This is a genomic window from Enemella evansiae (assembly GCF_002250705.1).
Taxonomy (GTDB): domain Bacteria; phylum Actinomycetota; class Actinomycetes; order Propionibacteriales; family Propionibacteriaceae; genus Enemella; species Enemella evansiae.
In genome coordinates this window covers 261,431-281,754 of sequence record NZ_NMVP01000012.1, presented here as the reverse complement: position 1 = coordinate 281,754, position 20,324 = coordinate 261,431, and the positions used below count along the sequence as shown (strand labels likewise).

Here is a 20,324-nt window from a genome sequence, read left to right as displayed (position 1 = left end):
TCCACGGTCCTCGAGTAGGGCGCCCCGCGCCCGTGTCGAGAGGACCCCACTGCCGCGCATGGCGTACGACTCGATGAGCGGTAGATTTGGCTCGCGATGACTGTCAGCCAAGCGCCCGGGGGGCCCGCCGTGGCGATCCGACCAGGCGGGCTGTTCTCGCGTTTCCTTTCCTGCATGGTCGATTCGGTGATCCCGGTGCTGGCGATCACCGGCTGCTGGTTGGCGCTGGCCCGTCTCCAGCCGGGGTCGCGGTTGTCGCTGGTCGCGATCATGCTGACCGCCCTGGTGGTGCTCGGCTGGGGCGTCTACGTCTGGTGGTGCGGTGCCGAACGCGCGGCCACCCCGGGGATGCGGCTGCTGGAACTCGAGGTGGTCGACCTGAAGACCGGTGGGCACGTCGGATGGGGTCGGTTCTTCGCCCGCTGCTTCGTCTTCGGCCTGCTCTCGGCGACCGGGATCGGGCTGATCCTGATGCTGATCTTCCTGGTGCTGGACAGCCATCAGCGCGGCTGGCACGACCGTGCCGCCGGTGCCATCGTGATCAACCGGCCGGAGGTGGCCCGCGACGAGCACGGCGACCCGACCGGCGGCGCCGAGGTCCGCGGCCCGCGTACCAACACCGTCGCGCTGCCCGCGCACCTGACCGGTGCCACCAGCTTCAAGCCCACCGGGACCGCCGGCCTGGGCATCCAGCAGCCCGGTACGCCGCAGCAGCCACCACCCCATCAGCCCGCGCCGACGCAGCCGCCCCCGCCGGCCCACCAGCCCCCGCAGCAACCCCGGCAGCCGATCCAGCAGGTGCCCGGGTCACGCCCGCCGCAGTTCGGCGAGACGCCGTGGGGTGACCACCGGCCCGCCGGGCAGTCCGGTTGGCAGCCGCCGCAGATGCTCCCCGAGCAGCCGCCGACCGCCACCGCCGACCCCGATGCCGATGCCGACAAGACTGTGCTGCGTCCGAAGGGCAGCGGCCCGGCCCCGGCGCCGACCGCGAGCTGGTCGGTCACCCTTGCCGACGGCCGGGCGTACCAGCTCCGGCCCGCGGTGCTGATCGGCCGCAATCCCGACCCGCGGGAGGGCCAGCAGGCCGAACTGGTCACGATGAACGACGAGACCCGCACGGTGTCGAAGAACCACCTGCTGGTCGGTGTCGACGAGCAGGGGCCGTTCGTGGTCGACCTCGGCTCCCGCAACGGCTCCGGCATCCGCGCCGCGCACGGCGGTTTCAACCGGATCCCGGTGGGGGAGAAGGTACGCCTCGGCCCCGGCGCGGTGGTCAGCTTCGGCGAGCAGCGCCTCGAACTCCACGCCGGTTGAGCTCACGCTCATCGAGTAGGCCGCCATGCGCAGCGAAGCGGAGCTGTGGCGGCCGTGTCGAGATGTGAGGGGCAGGTTCCTGCGCCGGGAACGGTGGGCTCAGCCAACGCGCCCGCTGCGATAACCTGCGGCCATGCTGCTCTCCGACCGCGACATCCGGGCCCGCGTCGATGCCGGTGACATCGCCCTGGCTCCGTGGGAGCCGGAGATGGTCCAGCCCTCCAGCGTGGATGTCCGGCTGGACCGGATGTTCCGCGTCTTCGAGAACCACCGCTACCCGCACATCGACCCGGCCGAGGACCAGCCCGAGCTGACCCGCCTGGTCGAGCCCAGCGGCGACGACCCGTTCATCCTGCATCCCGGTGAGTTCGTGCTGGGCTCCACCTTCGAGGTGGTCACCCTGCCGAACGACGTCGCGGCCCGGCTGGAGGGCAAGTCCTCCCTCGGCCGGCTCGGGCTGCTCACCCACTCCACCGCCGGCTTCATCGACCCCGGCTTCTCCGGCCATGTGACGCTCGAGCTGTCCAACATGGCGACCCTGCCGATCAAGCTGTGGCCCGGGATGAAGATCGGGCAGCTCTGCTTCTTCCAGCTCTCCTCGGCCGCCGAGCACCCCTACGGCTCCCAGGCCTACGGATCGCGTTACCAGGGCCAGCGCGGCCCCACCCCGAGCCGGTCCCACCTCAACTTCCACCGCACCGAGGTCCGCTGAGTCCCATCTCGACACGCTTCCCGCGGCTCCGCTTGGCTCTGCCGCGGTCCGCTACTCGATGAGCGCGTACGCAGAAATCTGACCGTGACCTGCGCCCAGTGGGTGAGAGATCTCGACATTGCCCGGACACAGGAGAAAGATGCGCCTGTGACCAGTGCAACGACGCCATCGACCAATGCCCCGACCAGCACGGCGCGGGCGATCGGCAACACGATCAAGGGATCGCTCGGCAATCTCGTCGAGTGGTACGACGTGTACACCTACACGGTGTTCGCGACCTATTTCGAGTCGAGCTTCTTCGACCCGGCGGACAAGAACTCGCAGATCTACGTGTACGCGGTGTTCGCGGTCACCTTCTTGATGCGACCGGTCGGTTCCTGGTATTTCGGCCGGTTCGCCGACCGGCACGGCCGGCGTACCGCGCTCACCATCTCGGTGTCGGTGATGGCCGCCGCCTCCTTCGTCATCGCCTGCCTGCCGACCCGCGACACGATCGGTGTCTGGGCGGCGGTGCTGCTGATGTTCTGCCGGTTGATCCAGGGCTTCGCGACCGGCGGTGAATACGGCACTTCCGCGACCTACATGTCCGAGGCCGCGACCCGGGAACGGCGCGGGTTCTTCTCCTCCTTCCAGTACGTGACCCTGGTCGGCGGGCACGTGCTGAGCCAGTTCACGCTGCTGGTCCTCACCTACACGATGTCCCAGGAGGCCCTGCGGGAGTGGGGTTGGCGGATCCCGTTCGCGATCGGCGGGGTGGCCGCGCTGATCGTCTTCTGGCTGCGCCGGACGATGGACGAGTCGCTGTCGAGCGAATACCTGGCCGAGGTGAAGGCCGGCGGTGACCGCTCCTCGGGTTCGCTGTGGGAACTGTTGGTGAACTACTGGCGCCCGCTGCTGCTCTGCTTCCTGATCACCATGGGCGGCACGGTCGCGTTCTACACCTATTCGGTGAATGCGCCGGCGATCGTCAAGGCGACCTTCAAGAACAGCCCGACCACCGCGACCTGGCTGAACCTGCTCGGCCTGATCTTCCTGATGTGCCTGCAACCGCTCGGTGGGCTGCTCTCGGACAAGGTGGGTCGCAAGCCGCTGCTGGTCGGCTTCGGGATCGGCGGGTTGTTCTGGACTTACGTGCTGATCACCTTCCTGCCGACCACGACCAATCCGGTGATGTCGTTCCTGCTGGTCGCGGTGGCATACATCATCCTCACCGGTTACACCTCGATCAACGCGATCGTGAAGGCCGAGCTGTTCCCCGCGCACATCCGGGCGCTGGGTGTCGGCCTCGGCTACGGCCTGGCGAACTCGGCCTTCGGCGGCACGGCGCCGCTGATCTACCAGTGGTTCAAGTCGAAGGACATGGTGCCGATCTTCATCGTCTACGTGACCATCGCCATCGCGATCTCGCTGGTGGTCTACATCGTCTTCCTGAAGAACAAGGACGAGACGCATCTGGACCGCGAACAGGGCCATGCCTACGACCGGACCCGTGTCTGAGTCGTGTCCCTGCGGTTCGGGACTGGGGTACGCCGAGTGCTGCGGTCCGCTGCACGACGGGTCGCGGCAGGCCGAGACCGCGGAGGAGTTGATGCGCGCCCGCTACAGCGCGTTCGTCCGCGGGCGGCCCGATTTTCTCTTCCGTAGTTGGCATCCGCGGACCCGGCCCGCCGAGGTCGACACCGCCCCGCTGGACTGGCTCGCATTGGAGATCCTGGCCACCGAGGCCGGCGGCGCCGGAGACGACACCGGCATGGTCGAGTTCATCGCCCGCTACCGGGAACCGGGCGCGCGGACGCCGAGCGCCCTGCACGAGCGCTCCCGCTTCGCCCGCCGCGCCGGCCGCTGGCTCTACCTCGACGGTTGAAACGCTCATCGAGTAGGCCGCTTGCGGCCGGTCTTATCCGCTCATCGAGTAGGCCGCTTGCGGCCGTGTCGAGATGAACCGGCGCGGCGGAGCGCGCGCATCGAGCAGACGGTGACCAGCAGCGACACTCCCGCGAGCAGGGTCATCACGGTGGCTGTCGGTAGCAGCTCGGCCAGAGCCCCGGCGGTCAGCGCGCAGACGCCCTGCATCGCCATCCGGCCGGCACCCTCCACGCCCTGCACCTGGCCGCGGGTGGCGGGTGGGGTGAGCGCCAGGATCCGCTCCTGCAGGGGCAGCGTGCCCGCGAACCCGACCGATGCCACTGCCACCAGCAGTACCGCCGGTGGGATCTCCGGCCGGAACCAGAACAGCAGATAGGGCGCCGCGAGCAGCACCCGGAGCCAACTGCCGAGCCGGGCTCGGCGGCCGCGGGAGAGGAACCGGCCGACGATCAGGTCCCCGCAGAGCATGCCGACGGCAGCGGCGACGAACAACGCCCCGGCCCGCGGCCCGGCATAGGGCACGAAGAGTGCCTCACAGCCGACGATCAGGCCGTTGGGCAGCCAGGCGTTGAGCAGCAGCGGCCGCAGTGCGGGCTGCCGGAACAACCAACGGTTGGTCCGCACCGTCTGCCGCACACCCGGCCGGGTGACCGGCCGGCTGGAGCGGTCGCGTACGCCGGTCAGGATGCCGATCGTCGACAGGGCCAGCACTCCGGCGGTGATCCCGAAGAGGTGCTGCGGGGTGAACCATGCCAGCAGGATCGCCCCGGAACCGAACCCGGCGATCTGCATCGCCCCGGTCGACACGTTCAGCAGCGACCGCGCGGCTGCGTACCCCTCGACCCCGACGGCCTCGGACAACAACCCGTAACGCACCCCGCCCGACACCGACGCGAGCAGACCGGTGAGCAGAACCAACCCGAGGCGTACCCCGACCGGCAGACCGGCCGGCAGTTGGGCGAGCGCACAGAGCGCGGCCGAGGCCTGGCTGAGCGCGAGCACCCGCCGGGGCCGCCCGGTGTCCGCGAGGGACATCAGGGCCGAACCGCCGAGCAGTTGGGCGAGCGTCGGCCCGAACAGGCTGAGGGCGGTGAGCAGCGACGAACCGGTCGCGGTGTTCACCAGGGTCGCCAGCGCCAGCCCGGTGAGGGAGTTGCCGGCGACCAAGACAGCCGAGCTGGTCAGCAGCGCCCGGACCTCGCGGTCACGCAGCAGTCGGGTGTAGGTGGTCACCGGGTGACTGAACCGGACGGGACGAGTGGGGCGATAATGATTCGCGTGAGGACGAAAGGTGAGTGAGTGGCTGCTGGGCCCGGATGTGCTCGCCCGGGCCCGGTTCGCGGTCTCCCATCTCGCGGTGGCGATGGTCGCGCTGCGCCGGTTGGCCGTGCGCGGCCGCGCCCCCGGGGACGGCCCGTTCGGCGACGCGCTGGCTGCCGATCCGGTGTTGGCGGTGATGCTGGCCGAGGGGTTCGCACCATCCTGGACCGCCGACTGTTTCACCCCCGCAGTGCTGCCGGCCGGTTCGCTGAGTGAGGAGCTCGGCGGTGTCCGCGAGCGTCCCGATGCGCAGATCCGGGCGGACTTCGCGGTGACGAGCAGGCAGGGCGGGGTACCGCCGGCGCTCCGCCGGGCCCGTCGGCTCGGCGATCGGGTGGCCCGCCTGCTGGAACTGGCCTGGGACCGGTCGGTGGCGCCGGACTGGCCGAGAACCCGGCGCGTGCTGGAGGCCGACATCATCTCCCGGACCACGGCGCTGAGCCGGGGCGGATGGGCGGCGGCGATCGAGGACATGCGCTCGGGCACCCGGTACCGCCGGGGCGGCGCGCTGCGGATCAGTGGGCACGATCTGCCGCCCAAGGACCTGACCGGGGCCGAGCTGTTCTTCCACCCGGTACCGGGATCGAAGGGCCACGCCTGCTGGGACCTGCCGCAGCACCGCTTCGCCCTCAGCTATCCGGCCACCGGGTTCGGCATCCCCGCCGAACCGCGGCCGGCCGGCAACCTGGCGGCGCTGCTCGGTCCCAATCGGGCGCGGTTGCTCCGGCTGCTGGACAGCCCGCGCTCGACCACCCAGCTGGCCGCGCAGACCCGGCTGCCGCTCGGCGCGGTCGGCAACCATCTGCGGGTGCTGCTGGAATCCGGATTGGTGGTCCGCCGACGCTCCGGCCGCGAAGTCCTCTACTGGCGTACGCCCCTGGGCGAGGACCTCGCCGCACCGGCCACCAACTAGCCTGACGATCATGCGCCTGGTCGTCGTCGGAGCCGGAATCGTTGGTACCGCGGTCGCGGCCCTGCGCGCACCCAAGGACGAGGTCCTCGTCCTCGACCAGGGTGGACCGGAACTCGCCGGCTCGACCGGACACGCGCCCGGGTTCATCGGCGAGTACGGCGGTGATCCGGTCGCCACCGAGTTGGCCGTCGCCACCACCCGGGCCCTGGAGCGGCTCGCCGACGGTGACCCGGCGCTGTTCGAGCGGGTCGGCTGTCTCGAGATCGCAACCAGCCCCCACGGCGTCACCGCGCTGGAAGAACGCCTGGCGGGCGCCCGTGAGCAGGGTCTCGAGGCCGAGCTGCTGACCGCCACCCAGGCCGCTGCCCGCGCCCCCGAGCTCGTCGACCCGGCGCGTACCGCCGCCGCGTTGTTCTTCGGCCGCGACGCCGTCGCCGATGCCCGCGGGCTGACCGCACGGCTGCGGGCCCGGGCCGAGACCGCCGGTGCCGAGTTCGTCTTCGACACCCCGGTCACCTCGATCGAGCTCGCCGACGACGGCGTCCGCCTCGGCACCCCGGGCGGTCCGGTGGCGGCCGATCGGGTGGTGTTCTGCACCGGTGTCTGGACCGCGGAACTCACCGATCTGCTGGGGCTGCGCTGCCCGGTCGTACCGGTCCGGCATCCCTACGCCTGGGGCCCTCGGGCGCCCGCGCCGGCGGTCACCGAACCGTTCGTCCGCTTCCCCGAACAGCACGTGTACGCCCGCTGGCACGGCGAACGCTGGGGTTTCGGCAGCTACGGCCATCCCCCCGAGGCGGTGGCGATGGGCGGCCGGGACCGCGCCGACCTGAGCTGGGACGGTCGCTTCGATCCGACGCTGGCCGAGGCCCGCACGCTGGTCGCGCGCCCCGACCTGCTCACCCCCGAGATCCGGCTCGACGGCGTCTTCGCGGTCACCCCGGACAACCTGCCGCTGGTCGGCCGGTTCACCGACCGGATCGCGGTCGCCGCGGCGGTCTGGGTCACCCACTCGGCCGGAGCCGCGATGGCGCTCGACCGGGTCCTCGACGACCGGGCCACCGACAGCGACCGGCGGCTCGACCCGCTGCGGTTCGCCACCGGCGATCCGCAGCTCCTGCACCGGCAGGCGCTCGCGCACTACAACGACATCTACACCCGCGGATAGCGAGGCATTCATGGCGAACTGGACCGACCGCGACCTGCCCGACCTCACCGGACAGCGGTACGCGATCACCGGCGCGACGCACGGCATCGGCGAGGAGGCCGCCCGGGCGCTCGCCGCGCACGGCGCCGAGCTGGTCCTGCTGGCCCGCAACCCGGAGCGGGCCGCCGCGCTGCTCGCCGCGTTCGGTGGCCGCGGGAAGGTGGTCCGCTGCGATCTCGCCGACCAGGCGTCGATCCGGACCGCCGCCGAGGCGGTCGACGGGGAGATCGATGTGCTGATCCACAACGCCGGCGCGGTCTCCTCCTCCCGGCAGGAAACCGTGCAGGGGTTGGAATTGACGCTCGGTACCAACTGCCACGGTCCCGCACTGTTGAACCGGCTGCTGTTGCCACAGGTCCGACACCGGATCGTGATCGTTGGTTCGGAGGCGCATCGCAATGCCCGCCTGGACCGCGACGACCCGCACTGGCGGAACCGCCGCTACCAGCCCTTCGCCGCGTACGCCGCCAGCAAGCTCGCGCTGATGCTCTGGGCACGCGAGCTGAGCAGCCGGTTGGCCGCCGAGCAGAGCCCGGTCGACGTGCAGCTCGCCCATCCCGGCTTCGCCGTCACCAACCTGCAGAACGTCAGCCGGTTCGAACCACTGAACGCCCTGATCCGGTTGACCTCGCGGCCGTTCTCGCAGGACCAGGTCGCCGGTTCCTGGCCGACCCTGTACGCCGCCACCGAGGTGCTGCCGCCGACCAGCTATGTCGGCCCGGACGGCCGGCGCGCGATGCGCGGCCACCCGACGCCGCAGATCCCCGACGCCCGCGCCACCGCCCCGGAAGCCGCCCGCTGGGTCTGGAACCTTGTGGAACGCGAAACGTTCATCGAGTAGCGCCCCATGCGGAGCGAAGCGGAGCAATGGGGCGCTACTCGATGAGCGGGTGGCTGGAATTGGTCACGATCCGGTGAATCGCTGACCGAATCGGCATCCCAACCATTGACTTGACGACCCCTGTCGGCCTACGTTCGGACCAGTCATCGGGATCACGTCCCGATGAGCGGTTCATACGTCCGGGGAGGTGCGCATGGCGAGCCGTGCGGTGGAAATCGACAGCCCGGCCGGCACGCTGCAGCGCGGGCTGGCCATCCTCGATCTGCTGTCCCAGGGTCAGCAGCCCACCGTCAGCGACCTGATCGAACGCGTCGGCCTCTCCAAGAGTGCCGCCTTCCGGGTGCTCACCACGCTGCGCGAGCACGGGCTCGTCGAATGGGATTCCACGCTCAACGGCCGGGTCGTCCCGGGGGAGCGGTCGGTGCTGCTCGGGGTCGCCGGGATGCGCGCCTTCGACCCCTGGGAGCACGGCCGCAAGCTGCTGGTGCAGCTCGCCGATGAGCTCGGCGAGGCCGCGCTGATGGCGATCCGCGACGGTGACGAGATGGTCTACATCGCCCACGAGGACCACAGCGATCATCTGGTCGGCGTACGCCGGTTGCTCGGTGCCCGGCGACCCGTCTACGCCAGCTCGCTCGGCAAGGCGTACCTCGCCGCACTGCCCGAACCCGAACGCGAGCAGATCGTGGAATCCCTGCAGCTGCAGGCATTCACGCCGACGACCATCACCACGACCGACGAGCTGCGCCGCCAGCTCGAGGAGACCCGGCAGCGTGGCTGGGCGGTCGACCTGGGCGAACACGAACTCGGGGTGATGTGCTTCGGGGTCGCCGTCGTCGACCATGTCGGCCACCCCGTGTGCTCGATCTCCGTCGCGGGTCCACAGGACCGGATCCGAAACCACCAGGACCGGGTCATCGACCGGGTCATCGCCACCGCCCGCGCGCTCTCCGAGCGGATGGGCGACCTCGACCAGAACCAACTCGATCAGGGCCACACCCAGGGCCAGTGACGTCCCAAGAAAGGCAGACCCATGACCAAGCTCCGCACCACCGCAGTGGCGCTGATGTGCGCCGGTGCGCTGGCGATGGCCGGTTGCACACCCGGCCAGCAGCAGTCCACCCAGCCGCAGGCCGCCAACACCGACCCGCGCAGCGGGCCCCAGGAACTCACCTATCTCTACTTCACCGATGGCCCCGACGAACAGGCCACCCGGGACCTGATCGCCAAGTATGAAAAGGAGAAGGGCGTCAAGGTCAACCTGGAGATCGTGCCCTTCGCCAACCTCGACCAGTCCCTGCAGGCCCGGTTGACCGGTGACAACGCACCCGATGTGGCCCGGCTGGCGACCCTCACCAATGTGAAGACCCAGCTGCTCGATCTGAACCAGTTCCAGAAGAGCGAGCTGGACGGCAAGTTCATCCCCGGCGTGGACAAGTGGACCACCGGGGACAACGGGGAACGGCTCGCGGTGCCCAGCGACCTGACGATGAACGGCCCGTTCGTGAACACCGACATGTTTCGCAAGGCCGGTGTCGAACCGCCCACCAAGGACAAGCCGTGGAAGTCCTGGCAGGAGATGGTCGATGCCGCCAAGAAGGTGCAGGCGGCGAACAACACCGAGAACGCGGTCGCGATGGATGTCTCCGGCCACCGCTTCTCCACCATGCTCAGCCAGTACGGCACCAACCTGATCGGTCCCGACGGCAAGTCGGTCGGCCTGGACGACGCCAAGACCACCGCGATGCTCACCGACTTCGCCAAGTGGAACAACGACGGCACCATGCCCAAGGATCTGACCCTGCAGGCGGGCTCCAAATACAAGGCGGCCAACGAGATCTTCCTGGCCCAGCAGGTCCCGGTCTACATCTCCGGCAACTGGCAGGTGGCCGCCTTCGCCAAGAACGCCAAGTTCGGCTGGCAGGCGGTTCCGAACCCCTGCCAGGAACGCTGCGGCGGCTTCCCGGGCGGCAAGTTCATGGCCGCCTTCAAGAAGTCCAAGAACCCCGCCCTGGCGGCGGAATTCGTCACCTGGATGAACTCCCAGGAGAACCAGAAGCAGATGGACGCCCAGGCCAACTTCCTGCCGACCCGCACCGACCTGGTCGATGCAACGATCGACTACAAGGTGCGCTCCGACGACATGCAGGTCTTCAAGGACGACATCTCCGAGACCCCCGAGGACACCTACGCCTCGGCGTATTCACCGGCCTTCACCAATGCCGCCAAGGGATTCGTCTCCGAGACCGCAAATGTCCTTGCCGGGAAGGAACAACCGGCCGGCGCCACTCAGAAGCTCAAGGAAGCGACCGAGAAGGCCATCAAGGATGTCAGCTGACCAGGTAGTCACCGAGCCGACCCGGGGCGGGAGCATTCCTGCCCCGGGCGGCGGTACGCCCCCGCGGGCCAGGCGCTCGCGGCCCCTGGGCAGGACGCTCGCCCCCTACCTGTTCGTGCTGCCCAACATGGTGGTCTTCACCATCTTCACGATCATTCCCGCGCTGTGGATGTTCTACATCGCGCTCTTCGACTCCCGCGACGGCCAGCTCTTCGAGTTCGTCGGTCTGGAGAACTTCGCCGAGATCTCCACCGATGACGAGTTCTTGGGCGTTCTCACCCACACCGCGATCTTCACCATCGGTTTCGTGGTGCTGACCATCGTCTTCTCCACCCTGTTCGCGGTGCTGCTCAACGACCGCTTCCGCGGCCGCACCTTCTTCCGGGCCGTCCTCTTCCTGCCGTCGCTGCTGTCGGCGGTGGTGATCGGCCTGCTCTGGGGCTGGATGTTCGAGCGCTCCAACGGCCTGGTCAATGTCGCGCTCGGCAATTTCGGCATCGGCGAGATCCCCTGGCTGGTCGATGAGAACCTCGCCCTCGGCGTGGTCATCTTCGTCGGGCTGTGGATGCACACCGGCTTCTACACGCTGATCGTGCTGGCCGGGCTGCAGGGCATCGACCCCAACGTCTACGAGGCCGCCAAGGTGGACGGGGCGAGCGCCACCCAGCGCTTCTTCCAGATCACCTGGCCGCTGCTGCGGCCGACCACTCTGGTCGTGCTGATCCTCTCCACCATCGCCGGCTTCCAGTCCTTCGACTTCATCTGGACCCTCACCGGCGGTGGGCCGGTCGGTGCCACCACGCTGATCGTGCAGTACATCTACGAGAAGGCGTTCAGCACCCCGATCCGCTACGGCCTGGGTGCCGCCGGTGGTGTGGTGCTGTTCTTCATCGTGTTCGCGCTGACGATGGCCAACTTCGCCTACGGGCGCAGGAAGGATGCGGCATGAGTACGCTCCAGCAGGCCGAGCCGAGCACCGGCCCCGAGCCCAGGCAGCGGAGGACCGCGAACGGCAAGAAGTGGACCTCGATCGGCTCCAGCAGCACACCCACCACGATGACCGTGCTCCGCTACGCGGTGCTGATCGTCGCCGCACTGGGCGTACTGATCCCGCTGATCTGGGCGGTGCTGTCCAGCTTCAAGACCCAGGCCGAGCTCGGGCTGCGGCCACCGACCCTGCTGCCGGAGGCGTTCACCCTGGCCAACTACACCGAGGCGATCAGCAGATTCGACTTCACCCGTTATCTGTTCAACTCGGTCGTCGTCACCATCGGTGCCACCCTGCTCACCGTGGTGATCAACACCATGTGCGCCTACGGCCTTGCCAAGTACAACTTCCGCGGCCGGGACTTCCTGTTCGTCGTGGTGCTGGCGATGATCATGGTGCCGCTGCAGGTGATCCTGATCTCGGTCTACCAGGTGGCGAACAATCTGAACCTGATCAACACCTACTGGGGCCTGATCATCCCGCCGGCAGCCACCCCGACCGGTGTGTTCCTGCTCCGGCAGTACATGCTGACGATCCCCGACGAGCTGATCGAATCCGCCCGCGTCGACGGGGCCCGGGAGTTCCCGATCTTCTGGCGGATCGTCGTGCCGCTGTGCGGGCCGGCGATCGCGGTGGTGACGATCTTCTCGGTGATGTGGCGCTGGAACGATTTCCTGTGGCCGTTGATCATCAGCCAGAAGCAGGAGATGTACACCCTGCCGGTCGCGCTGGCCCAGTTCAGCGCCGAGGAGACCGTCCCGTTCAACTACATCCTGGCCATGTCGGTGGTCAGCATGCTGCCCGTGGTGATCATCTTCCTCTTCCTGCAGCGCCACATCGTCACCGGCATCTCCAACACCGGCATCAAGTAACGGCATCGAACAACCGAGGATCTGCGTGCCCATCACCAACCGAACCGTCCACCCACTCGATGCCCGGCGCACCGTCCGGGACTGGCTGATCAGTCCGGCGTACGCCGCAGAGGCCGACCTCGGTGCCGACCTGCCGGCCGCCGGTGATCCGTTCGACGTCGACGGTGAACTCAGCCACACCGATACCCGCTGGGTGCTCACCAACGGCCCGGATGTCACGCTCCTGAAGGAAAAACTGCTACCTACGCAGCGGATCACCGCTCCGCCGGTCGGTGAGGTGGTCGAGGGCGGGGCGTTCACCCTGACCGCCGGTGGCGCCGAGCAGGTGGGGCAGTGGCATCGGGTGCACACCAACGCCGACGGCCTGCTCGACTGGTCGGAGTTCTGCTACACCCCGCAATGGCGGTACGCCACCGCGGCGACCCTGCTGGAGGTGGATCAGGCCGACCGACGCACCATCGAGGTCGCCGCGACCGGGCCGTTCACGCTCTGGCTCGATGGGAAGGAACTGCTGTCGAGCAACGAGGTCCGCTACATGGAACCGGGTGTGCACCGGGTCGAGGTGTGGCTGCCGTCCGGCACCTCGACACTGGTGCTGGCCGGTTGGCAGGTCGCCTTCCGGGAGGTACGCCAGGTCTACCGGGTGCGGGTGCTCGGTCTGCCGGTGCGGGTGGTGATCCCCAGTCCGGGCGCCGATGAGGACGTGGCCCGGGGCAGCGAACTGCTGCTCAACGCCGTCGGCTCGGCGCGCTGGGGCAGTGACACCGGTGAGCTGCTGCTCACCGGCCCGCGCGGGCTGACCGTCGAGGCCACCGTCGCCGACGTGACCCGTCGGGTCGAGCTCTCCGAGAAACCGGTCGCGGTCGACTTCACCGCCGAGGAGGACGCCGACGACGAGGACGACCTGTCGTCCGGGGGCACCGGCGCCTCGATGCTGTCCCGCCCCTACGACGAGGCCTCGATCGCCGTCGCCGATCAACCGACGAGCCCGATCCGGCGGCTGCTGCCGTTCGCCCGGTTGCCACGGGACTACCGCGGTACGCCGATCGGCGAGCCCGCCCAGTGGCACCGGGAGTTCCTCGAACACGCGCTGACCATCGGCGGTACGGCCGCGGCCCTCGCCGCCCACACGCTCCAATCCACGTCGGCTGAGCGAGCGAGGAACGAGCGAGTCGAAGCCACCGAACCGGTCGTGACGGACGAGCGGGTCCAGAAGGCGCTCTGGATGATCGACCACCGCGCCGACTGCGCGGACTTCGAGGCGGTCGGACTGGCGCACCTGCTGCACCGCGTACCCGCCGAGCAGTGGGCCGACGGGGTCCGCGAGCAGGTCACCGAATCCCTGCTGGGCTTCAAGTTCTGGATCGACCAGCCCGGCCTGGACGCGATGTGCTACTTCACCGAGAACCACCAGTTCGTCTGGCACACCGCCGAGTATCTGATCGGCACCCTGTTCGCCGACCAGAGGTTCACCAACTCCGGCTGGACCGGTGCCGAACACGCCGCCCACGGTCGGAAACTGTTGCTCGAATGGCTGGGCGTACGCCTGCCCGGTGGCTTCGCCGAGTTCGACTCGAACGCCTACCTGGCCATCGACTGCTTCGCCGCGATCTCCCTGGTCGAACTCGCCGAGGACGAGGAGCTGGGCCGACTCGCCACCGCGCTCGCCGACCGGATCCTGCTCTCCCTGGCCAGCAACTCCTGGCGCGGGGTGCACGGGGCCGCCCACGGCCGCTCCTATGTGCAGACCCAGCGCTCCTCGCGGCTGGAGGAGACCGCCCCGATCCAATGGGTCTGCTTCGGCGTCGGCGCCCTCAACGACGCGGTACTGCCGACCGCGGCGATCGCCACCGCCGAGCGCTACCAGGTGCCCGAGATCGCCTGCCGGCTGGCGATTCCGGGACCCGAGCCGACCTGGCACGAGCAGCGGTACGCCGGGGCGTACCGCTTCGATCACGACCTGCTGGCGCGGCCCTACCGGTCCCGGGCGGTCTTCTACCGCGCACCCGAGGTGATGCTGTCCTCCGCGCAGGATTATCGGGCCGGATTGCCGGGGCTGCAGGAATACATCTGGGGCGCCACCCTGGGCCCGGAGGCGCAGATCGCGGTCAACCATGCGCCGAACGACTCGGTCTCCCCGTCGGCGCGGCCCAACGGCTGGGCCGGGAACCGGGAACTGCCCCGGGTCCGCCAGCACCGCGACACCCTGATCGCCCTGCACCGGATCGGGCCGGACGACCCGATGGGTTACAGCCACGCCTGGTTCCCGACCACCCACCTCGACGAATGGCTGCAGCAGGGCAGCTGGACCGCCGGCCGGGTCGGCGACGGTTACGTCGCGTTGAGCGCCGCCGGCGGCGCCCGGCTGGTGCGCAGCGGCCCGGACGCACTGCAGGAGTTGCGTCCCCTCGGCGATGGCACCGCGTGGGTCTGCATCGTGGGCCGGGCTGCCACCGACGGGAGCCTGCAGGATTTCGTGTCCTCGTTGGGAGAACCCGACTACACCACCGGTGATCTCGGCCCGCGGGCCGCCGTTGCACCCGAGGGCCGCCCGGCGCTGGAACTCGACTTCGACGGGCCGTTCCTGGTCGACGGCCGGATCGACGAACCGCTGGGCAACGAACCGGGTCTGGACGGCCCCTTCGTGACCGGGGACAGCACCCGGCTCGACTGCCGCCTGGACGGCCTCAGTCATCAGGTCCGCCTCGAGGTGGGGGAGCAGCGATGAGCGAACAGCAGCGTCCCGCCGACCTCGCCGAACTCTCCGGCGTACCCGGTGCCTTCCCCGGTCCGGCCGACGAACCGGGCGAGGTGGGCCTGGACCCGACCGTGGCCCAGCTCGCCGACCCACCACTGCCCGCGCTGCCGGCGGCCGAGCTCACCGCCGACCGGTTGCGCGCGGACCTGCGCCGGTTGATGGATCGCTCGGCCACCCTGGATCTGAGTCGCTGGTTCTGGGGCGAGGGAGTGGTCCTCGGCGGGATGGTCGACGCCGCCCTCGCGCTCGGTGCCGAGATCCCACCGGTGGTCACCGGTTACTTCGCCGGCCACCCCGTGGACCAGCTCGTCATCGACCACGTCAACAACCTGGCCCCCGGTGCTGCCGCCGCGCGCCTGGGCGACCCCGCCGTCGGTGAGCGATTGCTTGCCTGGTTGGACACTCCGGGGGCGGCGACCCTGGACGCCAACGGTGCCGTCGAGCACTGGCCGGGTGGCGTCTGGGCCGACACCGCCTACATGATGGGCACCTTTCTGATCCACCACGGCCGACTGGTCGGGCGGGAGGATCTGATCGTGCGCGCCGCCGAGCAGTGGCTCGCGCACGCCGAGATCCTGCAGGACCCGCGCAGTGGATTGATGGCGCACGGTTCCCACCACGGCGAGGTGCCGCCGTGTCGCTGGGGTCGGGCCAACGCCTGGCTGGCACTGGCCGCCTGTGAGCTGCTGGACTTCCACGACGGTGCCCTGCCCGCGGACCTGGAGCGCCGGCTCACCGATCGGTTGGCCGCGCAGCTCACCGGGGTACGCGACTGCCTGCCCGATGACGCGGTGTGGTACGTCTTGGTGGACGGACATCCCGAAACCCGGGGGATCGTGGAGACCTCGGCCGCTGCCGGGCTCGTCGCCGCCCTGCTGCGGGCGGCCGCGCTCGGCATCGACCCCGAGGCCAACCGCGCCACCGGGCGTACCGCGATGTTGCGTCTGCACCCCTATCTCGACGACCAGGGAGGGCTCACCCAGACCAGCGCCGGCACGGTGCTGCAACTGATCCCGTTCGGCTATTCGGTGATCCGCAGCGACCGCCTCCAGTTGTGGGGGCAGGGACTCGGCCTGCACGGCTGGGCCGCCGCACTCCGCCACCTCACCTGACATCCCGCCCCGATTCCCCAACCCAGGAAGGAAGATCTGATGCCCGAAACCTCAGAGATCGACGTCCGCCACGCCATCGCCCCCGACCAGCTGCCGCTGTTCGACACCACCGACCTGCGCGAACGGTTCGTCGTCGACGACCTCTTCGCCGACGGCGAGGTACGCCTCTGCTATTCGATGGCCGACCGGTTGGTGATCGGTGGCGCGGTACCTGCCGGGAAGACCCTCGAACTGCCCGTCCCCGACGAGCTGCGCGCCGAGAACTTCCTCGACCGCCGTGAGCTCGGCGTCGTCAACATCGGCTCCGGCACCGCCACCATTTCCTGCGACGGTGAGGAATACCAGCTCGAGAACCAGGAGGTGCTCTACGTCGGCCGCGGCACCAAGCAGGTCACCTTCGCCGGGGACACCCGGCTCTATCTGGTCTCCGCGACCGCGCATGCCGAGCACCCGACCACCAGGGTGACCAAGGACGAGGCCGCCCCGATCTCGCTCGGTGACATCAAGAACTCCAACGAGCGCACGATCTACAAGTACATCCACGCCGACGGCGCCCAGTCCTGCCAGCTGGTGATGGGGGTGACCGTGCTCGCCGAGGGGTCGATGTGGAACACCATGCCCGCCCACGTGCACGCCCGACGCAGCGAGATCTACCTCTATTTCAACCTGCCCGAGGATCAGCGGGTGGTGCACCTGATGGGCGAACCGTCGGAGACCCGACATGTGATCGTGGCCAACGAGAACGCGGTGATCTCACCACCCTGGTCGATCCACGCCGGCATGGGCACCTCGGCGTATACCTTCGTCTGGGCGATGGCGGGGGAGAACACCGACTATGCCGACTGCGAGTGGCAGCAGATCACTGAACTACGGTGAGATCATGAGCATCCTGGATCTGTTCTCCCTGTCCGGAAAGACGGCGGCGGTCACCGGTGCGTCCCGCGGCATCGGTGAGGCGATCGCGGTCGCCCTGGTGGAGGCCGGTGCCGACGTGGTCGGTGTCGCCACCGGCGCCGAACCGCCCAAGGCGCTGGCCGAGGCCGCGGAGAAGCACGGGCGTACGCTCACCTGGCGACAGGCGGACCTGTCCGACAAGGTCAGCGTCGCCGAGCTGGCCGCCGACCTCGGCTCGGTGGACATCCTGGTGAACAATGCCGGCATCATTCGGCGCACGCCGGCCGCCGAGCACAGCGATCAGGATTGGGCCGATGTCCTGCAGATCAACCTGGACGCCCCCTGGGTGCTGGCCCGCCAGGTCGGCCGGTCGATGCTGGAGCGCGGCGCGGGTGGCAAGATCATCTTCACCGCCTCGCTGCTCTCCTTCCAGGGTGGGATCAACGTGCCCGGTTACACCGCGGCCAAGTCGGCGATCGCCGGCCTGACCAGGGCACTGGCCAACGAGTGGGCCGGCCAGGGCATCAACGTGAACGCGATCGCCCCCGGTTACATCGCCACCGACAACACCCAGGCGTTGCGCGATGACGAGAAGCGCTCCGCCGAACTGATGGCCCGGATCCCCGCCGGTCGCTGGGGCAAGCCCGAAGACATCGCGGCCGCGGCGGTCTATCTGGCCTCCCCGGGTGCGGACTATGTGCACGGTTCGATCATCACCGTGGACGGCGGCTGGATGGCCCGCTGACTGCTACCGCCGCGGCCGGGCGGTGCTCTGCCTGATCTGGAGCAGCGGTTCGGTGGGTGGCTCGTCGCCGAACGGGTCGTCGGTCGGCTTGTCGAGGAGCTCCAGCGAACGGGTGGCGAGACCCATGAAGTCCTGGCGTACCGTGGTGAGTGGCGGGAAGTAGAAGTCGGAGCCTTCCGCGTCGTCGTAGCCGACCACGCTGACATCCTCCGGTACCCGCACCCCGCTCTCGGCGAAGGCCCGCAACAGGCCCAGCGCCATGTGGTCGCTGGCCGCGAAGACCGCGGTCGGCAGGCCCTCGACGACGAGCTTTTTCCCAACCTCGTAGGCGAATCGCGGCGTCCAGTCGCTCTCGTACCAGCGGTCGGCGGGCAGGCCTGCCTCTCGCATCTCGGCGGCCCACCCGCGTAACCGGGTGCGGCCGTCGAACCAGTCCTGGGAGCCGGCGACGTGCACGATGTCGGTGTGGCCGAGCCGCAGCAGATGCTGGGTCGCGATCCGGGCACCCAACTCCTGGTTCTCGGCGAAGGCCAGCAGGCCGGGGGCCGAATCCTCCCCGGCGGCGATCAGCACCAGCGGCGTCCGGACCCGGGCGGCGCGCACCGCGGCCGCCGCGGACACCACGGGCGCGATCACCACGATGCCGTGCACGCCGACCTCCTCCAGGCCACGCAGCGCGGTGGGCACGGTATCGGCGTACGGTTCGGCGACGGTGACGACCGAGCAGTTCGATCCTCGCTGGCGGGCCGCCTTCTCGAGTGCCATCAGGGTGCTGACCGGACCCAGGCGGGGGGAGTCGTCGGTCACGATCCCGATGGTCGTCGACCGATTGGTGGCGAGATTCCGGGCCGTGAGATTCCGGCGGTAACCCAGTTCGTCGACGGCGGCGAGCACCTTCGTGCGGGTGGCGGGAGCGACATCGGGAAGATCGTTGAGAACCCGCGAGACGGTCTGGTACGACACCCCAGCTGCCTTGGCGACGTCGCGAATGCTCGGGTAGCGCCGTAGCCCTGTGTTTGCCATCGAATCTGTCTCCGTCCTCGGCTCCCGGTTCGGTCGAGACCGCGTCCTCACCGTACGACCACACCGGCGAACGGTGCGAAACGACCGGATGTGATCTGAATCACAGCCTCTTGACATGATAACCGTGACCGTTCACAGTTAAACGCTATCGGGCCGCCTGATCCGTTCCTGGCGACGAAGATCACATCTGGAGCCGGCTTTCCCGGCCGGTTCCACACCCAGGCCGACGGGCGCTCACCGCATCAACCTCAGAGGAGAGGAACATGATGACAAGGACCAAACTGGGCGCCTTCGCCGCGGCTCTGGTGCTGGGGCTCACCGCGTGCACCTCGGCGAACACCACGGTGATGACCGCCGACCCCGCCGTGTCGGCGCAGGCGGACAAAGCCCTGTCCGAGGTCACCGGAAAGGTGCTGTCGAAGGGCCCGAACGGTGAGGAACCGGCCGTCGCCCAGAGCGTCGAGCTGAACGCCGCCGAGATCGAGCAGGTCAAGGCCAAGAAGCTGAAGGCCGCGATCGTCATGCACTACGGCGGCAACGACTGGGCCAATGCCCAGATCGCCGGGCTCAAGGCGCAGTTCGACAAGCTCGGCATCGAGATCGTGGCCACCACCGATGCCAACTTCAAGCCCGACAAGCAGGTCTCCGACCTGGAGACCGTGATGACCAAGAAGCCCGACATCATCGTGTCCATCCCGACCGACCCGGTCGCGACCGCCTCGGCGTACAAGAAGGTCGCCGATGCGGGCGTGAAGTTGGTCTTCATGGACAACGTCCCCCAGGGCATGCAGGCCGGCAAGGACTACGTCACGGTGGTGTCCGCCGACAATCTGGGCAACGGCGTCGTGTCGGCGCACCTGCTGGCCAAGGCCACCGGCGGCAAGGGCGAGATCGGGCTGATCTACCACGAGGCCGACTTCTTCGTGACCAAGCAGCGTTACGAGGGCTTCAAGAGCACGATCACACGCGACTACCCCGATCTCAAGATCGTCGAGGAGAAGGGCATCGCCGGGCCGGACTTCGCCGGAGACGCGCAGGCCGCCGCGAACGCGATGCTGGCCAAGCGCGCGAACCTCACCGGGATCTGGGCGGTCTGGGACGTTCCGGCCGAGGGTGTGATGGCGGCGGCGCGGGCTTCCGGGCGCGGTGATCTGAAGATCGCCACCGAGGACCTGGGCAAGAACGTGGCGATCGCGCTGGCCAAGAACGAACTCGTCGTCGGCCTGGGCGCGCAGGTGCCCTACGACCAGGGTGTGACCGAGGTGAACGCCGCCGCCAGCGCCGCGCTGGGCAAGCAGGTGCCGCCGTACGTGGCCCTGAGTGCACTTCCCGTCACTCACGACAACGTGCTGGAGGCCTGGCGGCAGGTCTACCACACCGAACCGCCGGCGGATCTGCAGAACTCCGTCAAGCGCTGAACC

The 20,324-nt window shown here is 69.1% G+C and carries 18 protein-coding genes; 16 read left to right on the top strand and 2 right to left on the bottom strand.

Annotated features, from left to right (window positions below):
- Positions 1 to 129 precede the first annotated feature (129 nt).
- The 4 genes from BI335_RS09950 (at position 130) to BI335_RS09935 (ending at position 3,890) form a co-directional block, all read left to right on the top strand.
- Positions 130 to 1,314, top strand: a complete 1,185-nt coding sequence (locus BI335_RS09950; RefSeq protein WP_166646805.1) for an RDD family protein — start codon at positions 130 to 132, stop codon at positions 1,312 to 1,314.
- A 133-nt stretch (positions 1,315 to 1,447) separates the two neighbouring features.
- Entirely contained in the window at positions 1,448 to 2,026 is a 579-nt protein-coding gene (gene dcd, locus BI335_RS09945; RefSeq protein WP_094404472.1) for a dCTP deaminase, read from the top strand.
- Between the two features lie 252 nt (positions 2,027 to 2,278).
- Positions 2,279 to 3,523: an MFS transporter gene (locus BI335_RS09940; RefSeq protein ID WP_411266753.1), complete on the top strand. Its 1,245-nt coding sequence runs from the start codon at positions 2,279 to 2,281 to the stop codon at positions 3,521 to 3,523.
- On the top strand, positions 3,516 to 3,890 hold the full coding sequence (locus BI335_RS09935; protein WP_229119535.1) for a YchJ family protein: 375 nt from the start codon (positions 3,516 to 3,518) through the stop codon (positions 3,888 to 3,890). The genes BI335_RS09940 and BI335_RS09935 overlap by 8 nt, the downstream gene beginning before the upstream one ends.
- A gap of 41 nt (positions 3,891 to 3,931) precedes the next feature.
- On the opposite strand, the gene BI335_RS09930 is transcribed toward BI335_RS09935, so the two are convergent.
- Positions 3,932 to 5,125, bottom strand: a complete 1,194-nt coding sequence (locus BI335_RS09930) for an MFS transporter (protein WP_094430656.1) — start codon at positions 5,123 to 5,125, stop codon at positions 3,932 to 3,934.
- A 58-nt stretch (positions 5,126 to 5,183) separates the two neighbouring features.
- Between BI335_RS09930 and BI335_RS09925 the strand changes: the two genes are divergently transcribed.
- The 11 genes from BI335_RS09925 (at position 5,184) to BI335_RS09875 (ending at position 17,880) form a co-directional block, all read left to right on the top strand.
- Positions 5,184 to 6,125, top strand: a complete 942-nt coding sequence (locus BI335_RS09925) for an ArsR/SmtB family transcription factor (protein ID WP_094430655.1) — start codon at positions 5,184 to 5,186, stop codon at positions 6,123 to 6,125.
- A gap of 10 nt (positions 6,126 to 6,135) precedes the next feature.
- Complete coding sequence (locus tag BI335_RS09920) at positions 6,136 to 7,293, top strand: NAD(P)/FAD-dependent oxidoreductase (protein ID WP_094430653.1); 1,158 nt, start codon at positions 6,136 to 6,138, stop codon at positions 7,291 to 7,293.
- 10 nt (positions 7,294 to 7,303) lie between these two features.
- Positions 7,304 to 8,173, top strand: coding sequence for an SDR family NAD(P)-dependent oxidoreductase (locus tag BI335_RS09915; protein ID WP_094430651.1), 870 nt, complete (start codon positions 7,304 to 7,306; stop codon positions 8,171 to 8,173).
- A gap of 193 nt (positions 8,174 to 8,366) precedes the next feature.
- The gene (locus tag BI335_RS09910; RefSeq protein ID WP_094430649.1) at positions 8,367 to 9,185 is read left to right on the top strand and encodes an IclR family transcriptional regulator; all 819 of its coding nucleotides are present in this window, start codon (positions 8,367 to 8,369) and stop codon (positions 9,183 to 9,185) included.
- 21 nt (positions 9,186 to 9,206) lie between these two features.
- Positions 9,207 to 10,511: an ABC transporter substrate-binding protein gene (locus BI335_RS09905; RefSeq protein ID WP_094356636.1), complete on the top strand. Its 1,305-nt coding sequence runs from the start codon at positions 9,207 to 9,209 to the stop codon at positions 10,509 to 10,511.
- The gene (locus BI335_RS09900; protein WP_094425861.1) at positions 10,501 to 11,460 is read left to right on the top strand and encodes a carbohydrate ABC transporter permease; all 960 of its coding nucleotides are present in this window, start codon (positions 10,501 to 10,503) and stop codon (positions 11,458 to 11,460) included. The genes BI335_RS09905 and BI335_RS09900 overlap by 11 nt, the downstream gene beginning before the upstream one ends.
- Complete coding sequence (locus tag BI335_RS09895; protein ID WP_229117637.1) at positions 11,457 to 12,371, top strand: carbohydrate ABC transporter permease; 915 nt, start codon at positions 11,457 to 11,459, stop codon at positions 12,369 to 12,371. The genes BI335_RS09900 and BI335_RS09895 overlap by 4 nt, the downstream gene beginning before the upstream one ends.
- A 25-nt stretch (positions 12,372 to 12,396) precedes the next feature.
- Entirely contained in the window at positions 12,397 to 15,099 is a 2,703-nt protein-coding gene (locus tag BI335_RS09890) for a hypothetical protein (RefSeq protein WP_094430647.1), read from the top strand.
- Positions 15,096 to 16,241, top strand: coding sequence for a glycoside hydrolase family 88 protein (locus BI335_RS09885; RefSeq protein ID WP_094404479.1), 1,146 nt, complete (start codon positions 15,096 to 15,098; stop codon positions 16,239 to 16,241). The genes BI335_RS09890 and BI335_RS09885 overlap by 4 nt, the downstream gene beginning before the upstream one ends.
- A gap of 39 nt (positions 16,242 to 16,280) precedes the next feature.
- Positions 16,281 to 17,117, top strand: a complete 837-nt coding sequence (gene kduI / locus BI335_RS09880; RefSeq protein ID WP_094430644.1) for a 5-dehydro-4-deoxy-D-glucuronate isomerase — start codon at positions 16,281 to 16,283, stop codon at positions 17,115 to 17,117.
- 4 nt (positions 17,118 to 17,121) lie between these two features.
- Entirely contained in the window at positions 17,122 to 17,880 is a 759-nt protein-coding gene (locus BI335_RS09875; protein WP_094402566.1) for an SDR family oxidoreductase, read from the top strand.
- A gap of 3 nt (positions 17,881 to 17,883) precedes the next feature.
- Here BI335_RS09875 and BI335_RS09870 read toward each other — a convergent pair whose 3' ends face one another.
- The gene (locus BI335_RS09870; RefSeq protein WP_094430642.1) at positions 17,884 to 18,903 is read right to left on the bottom strand and encodes a LacI family DNA-binding transcriptional regulator; all 1,020 of its coding nucleotides are present in this window, start codon (positions 18,901 to 18,903) and stop codon (positions 17,884 to 17,886) included.
- A 263-nt stretch (positions 18,904 to 19,166) separates the two neighbouring features.
- Between BI335_RS09870 and BI335_RS09865 the strand changes: the two genes are divergently transcribed.
- Complete coding sequence (locus BI335_RS09865; protein ID WP_094430640.1) at positions 19,167 to 20,321, top strand: substrate-binding domain-containing protein; 1,155 nt, start codon at positions 19,167 to 19,169, stop codon at positions 20,319 to 20,321.
- Positions 20,322 to 20,324: the final 3 nt, after the last annotated feature.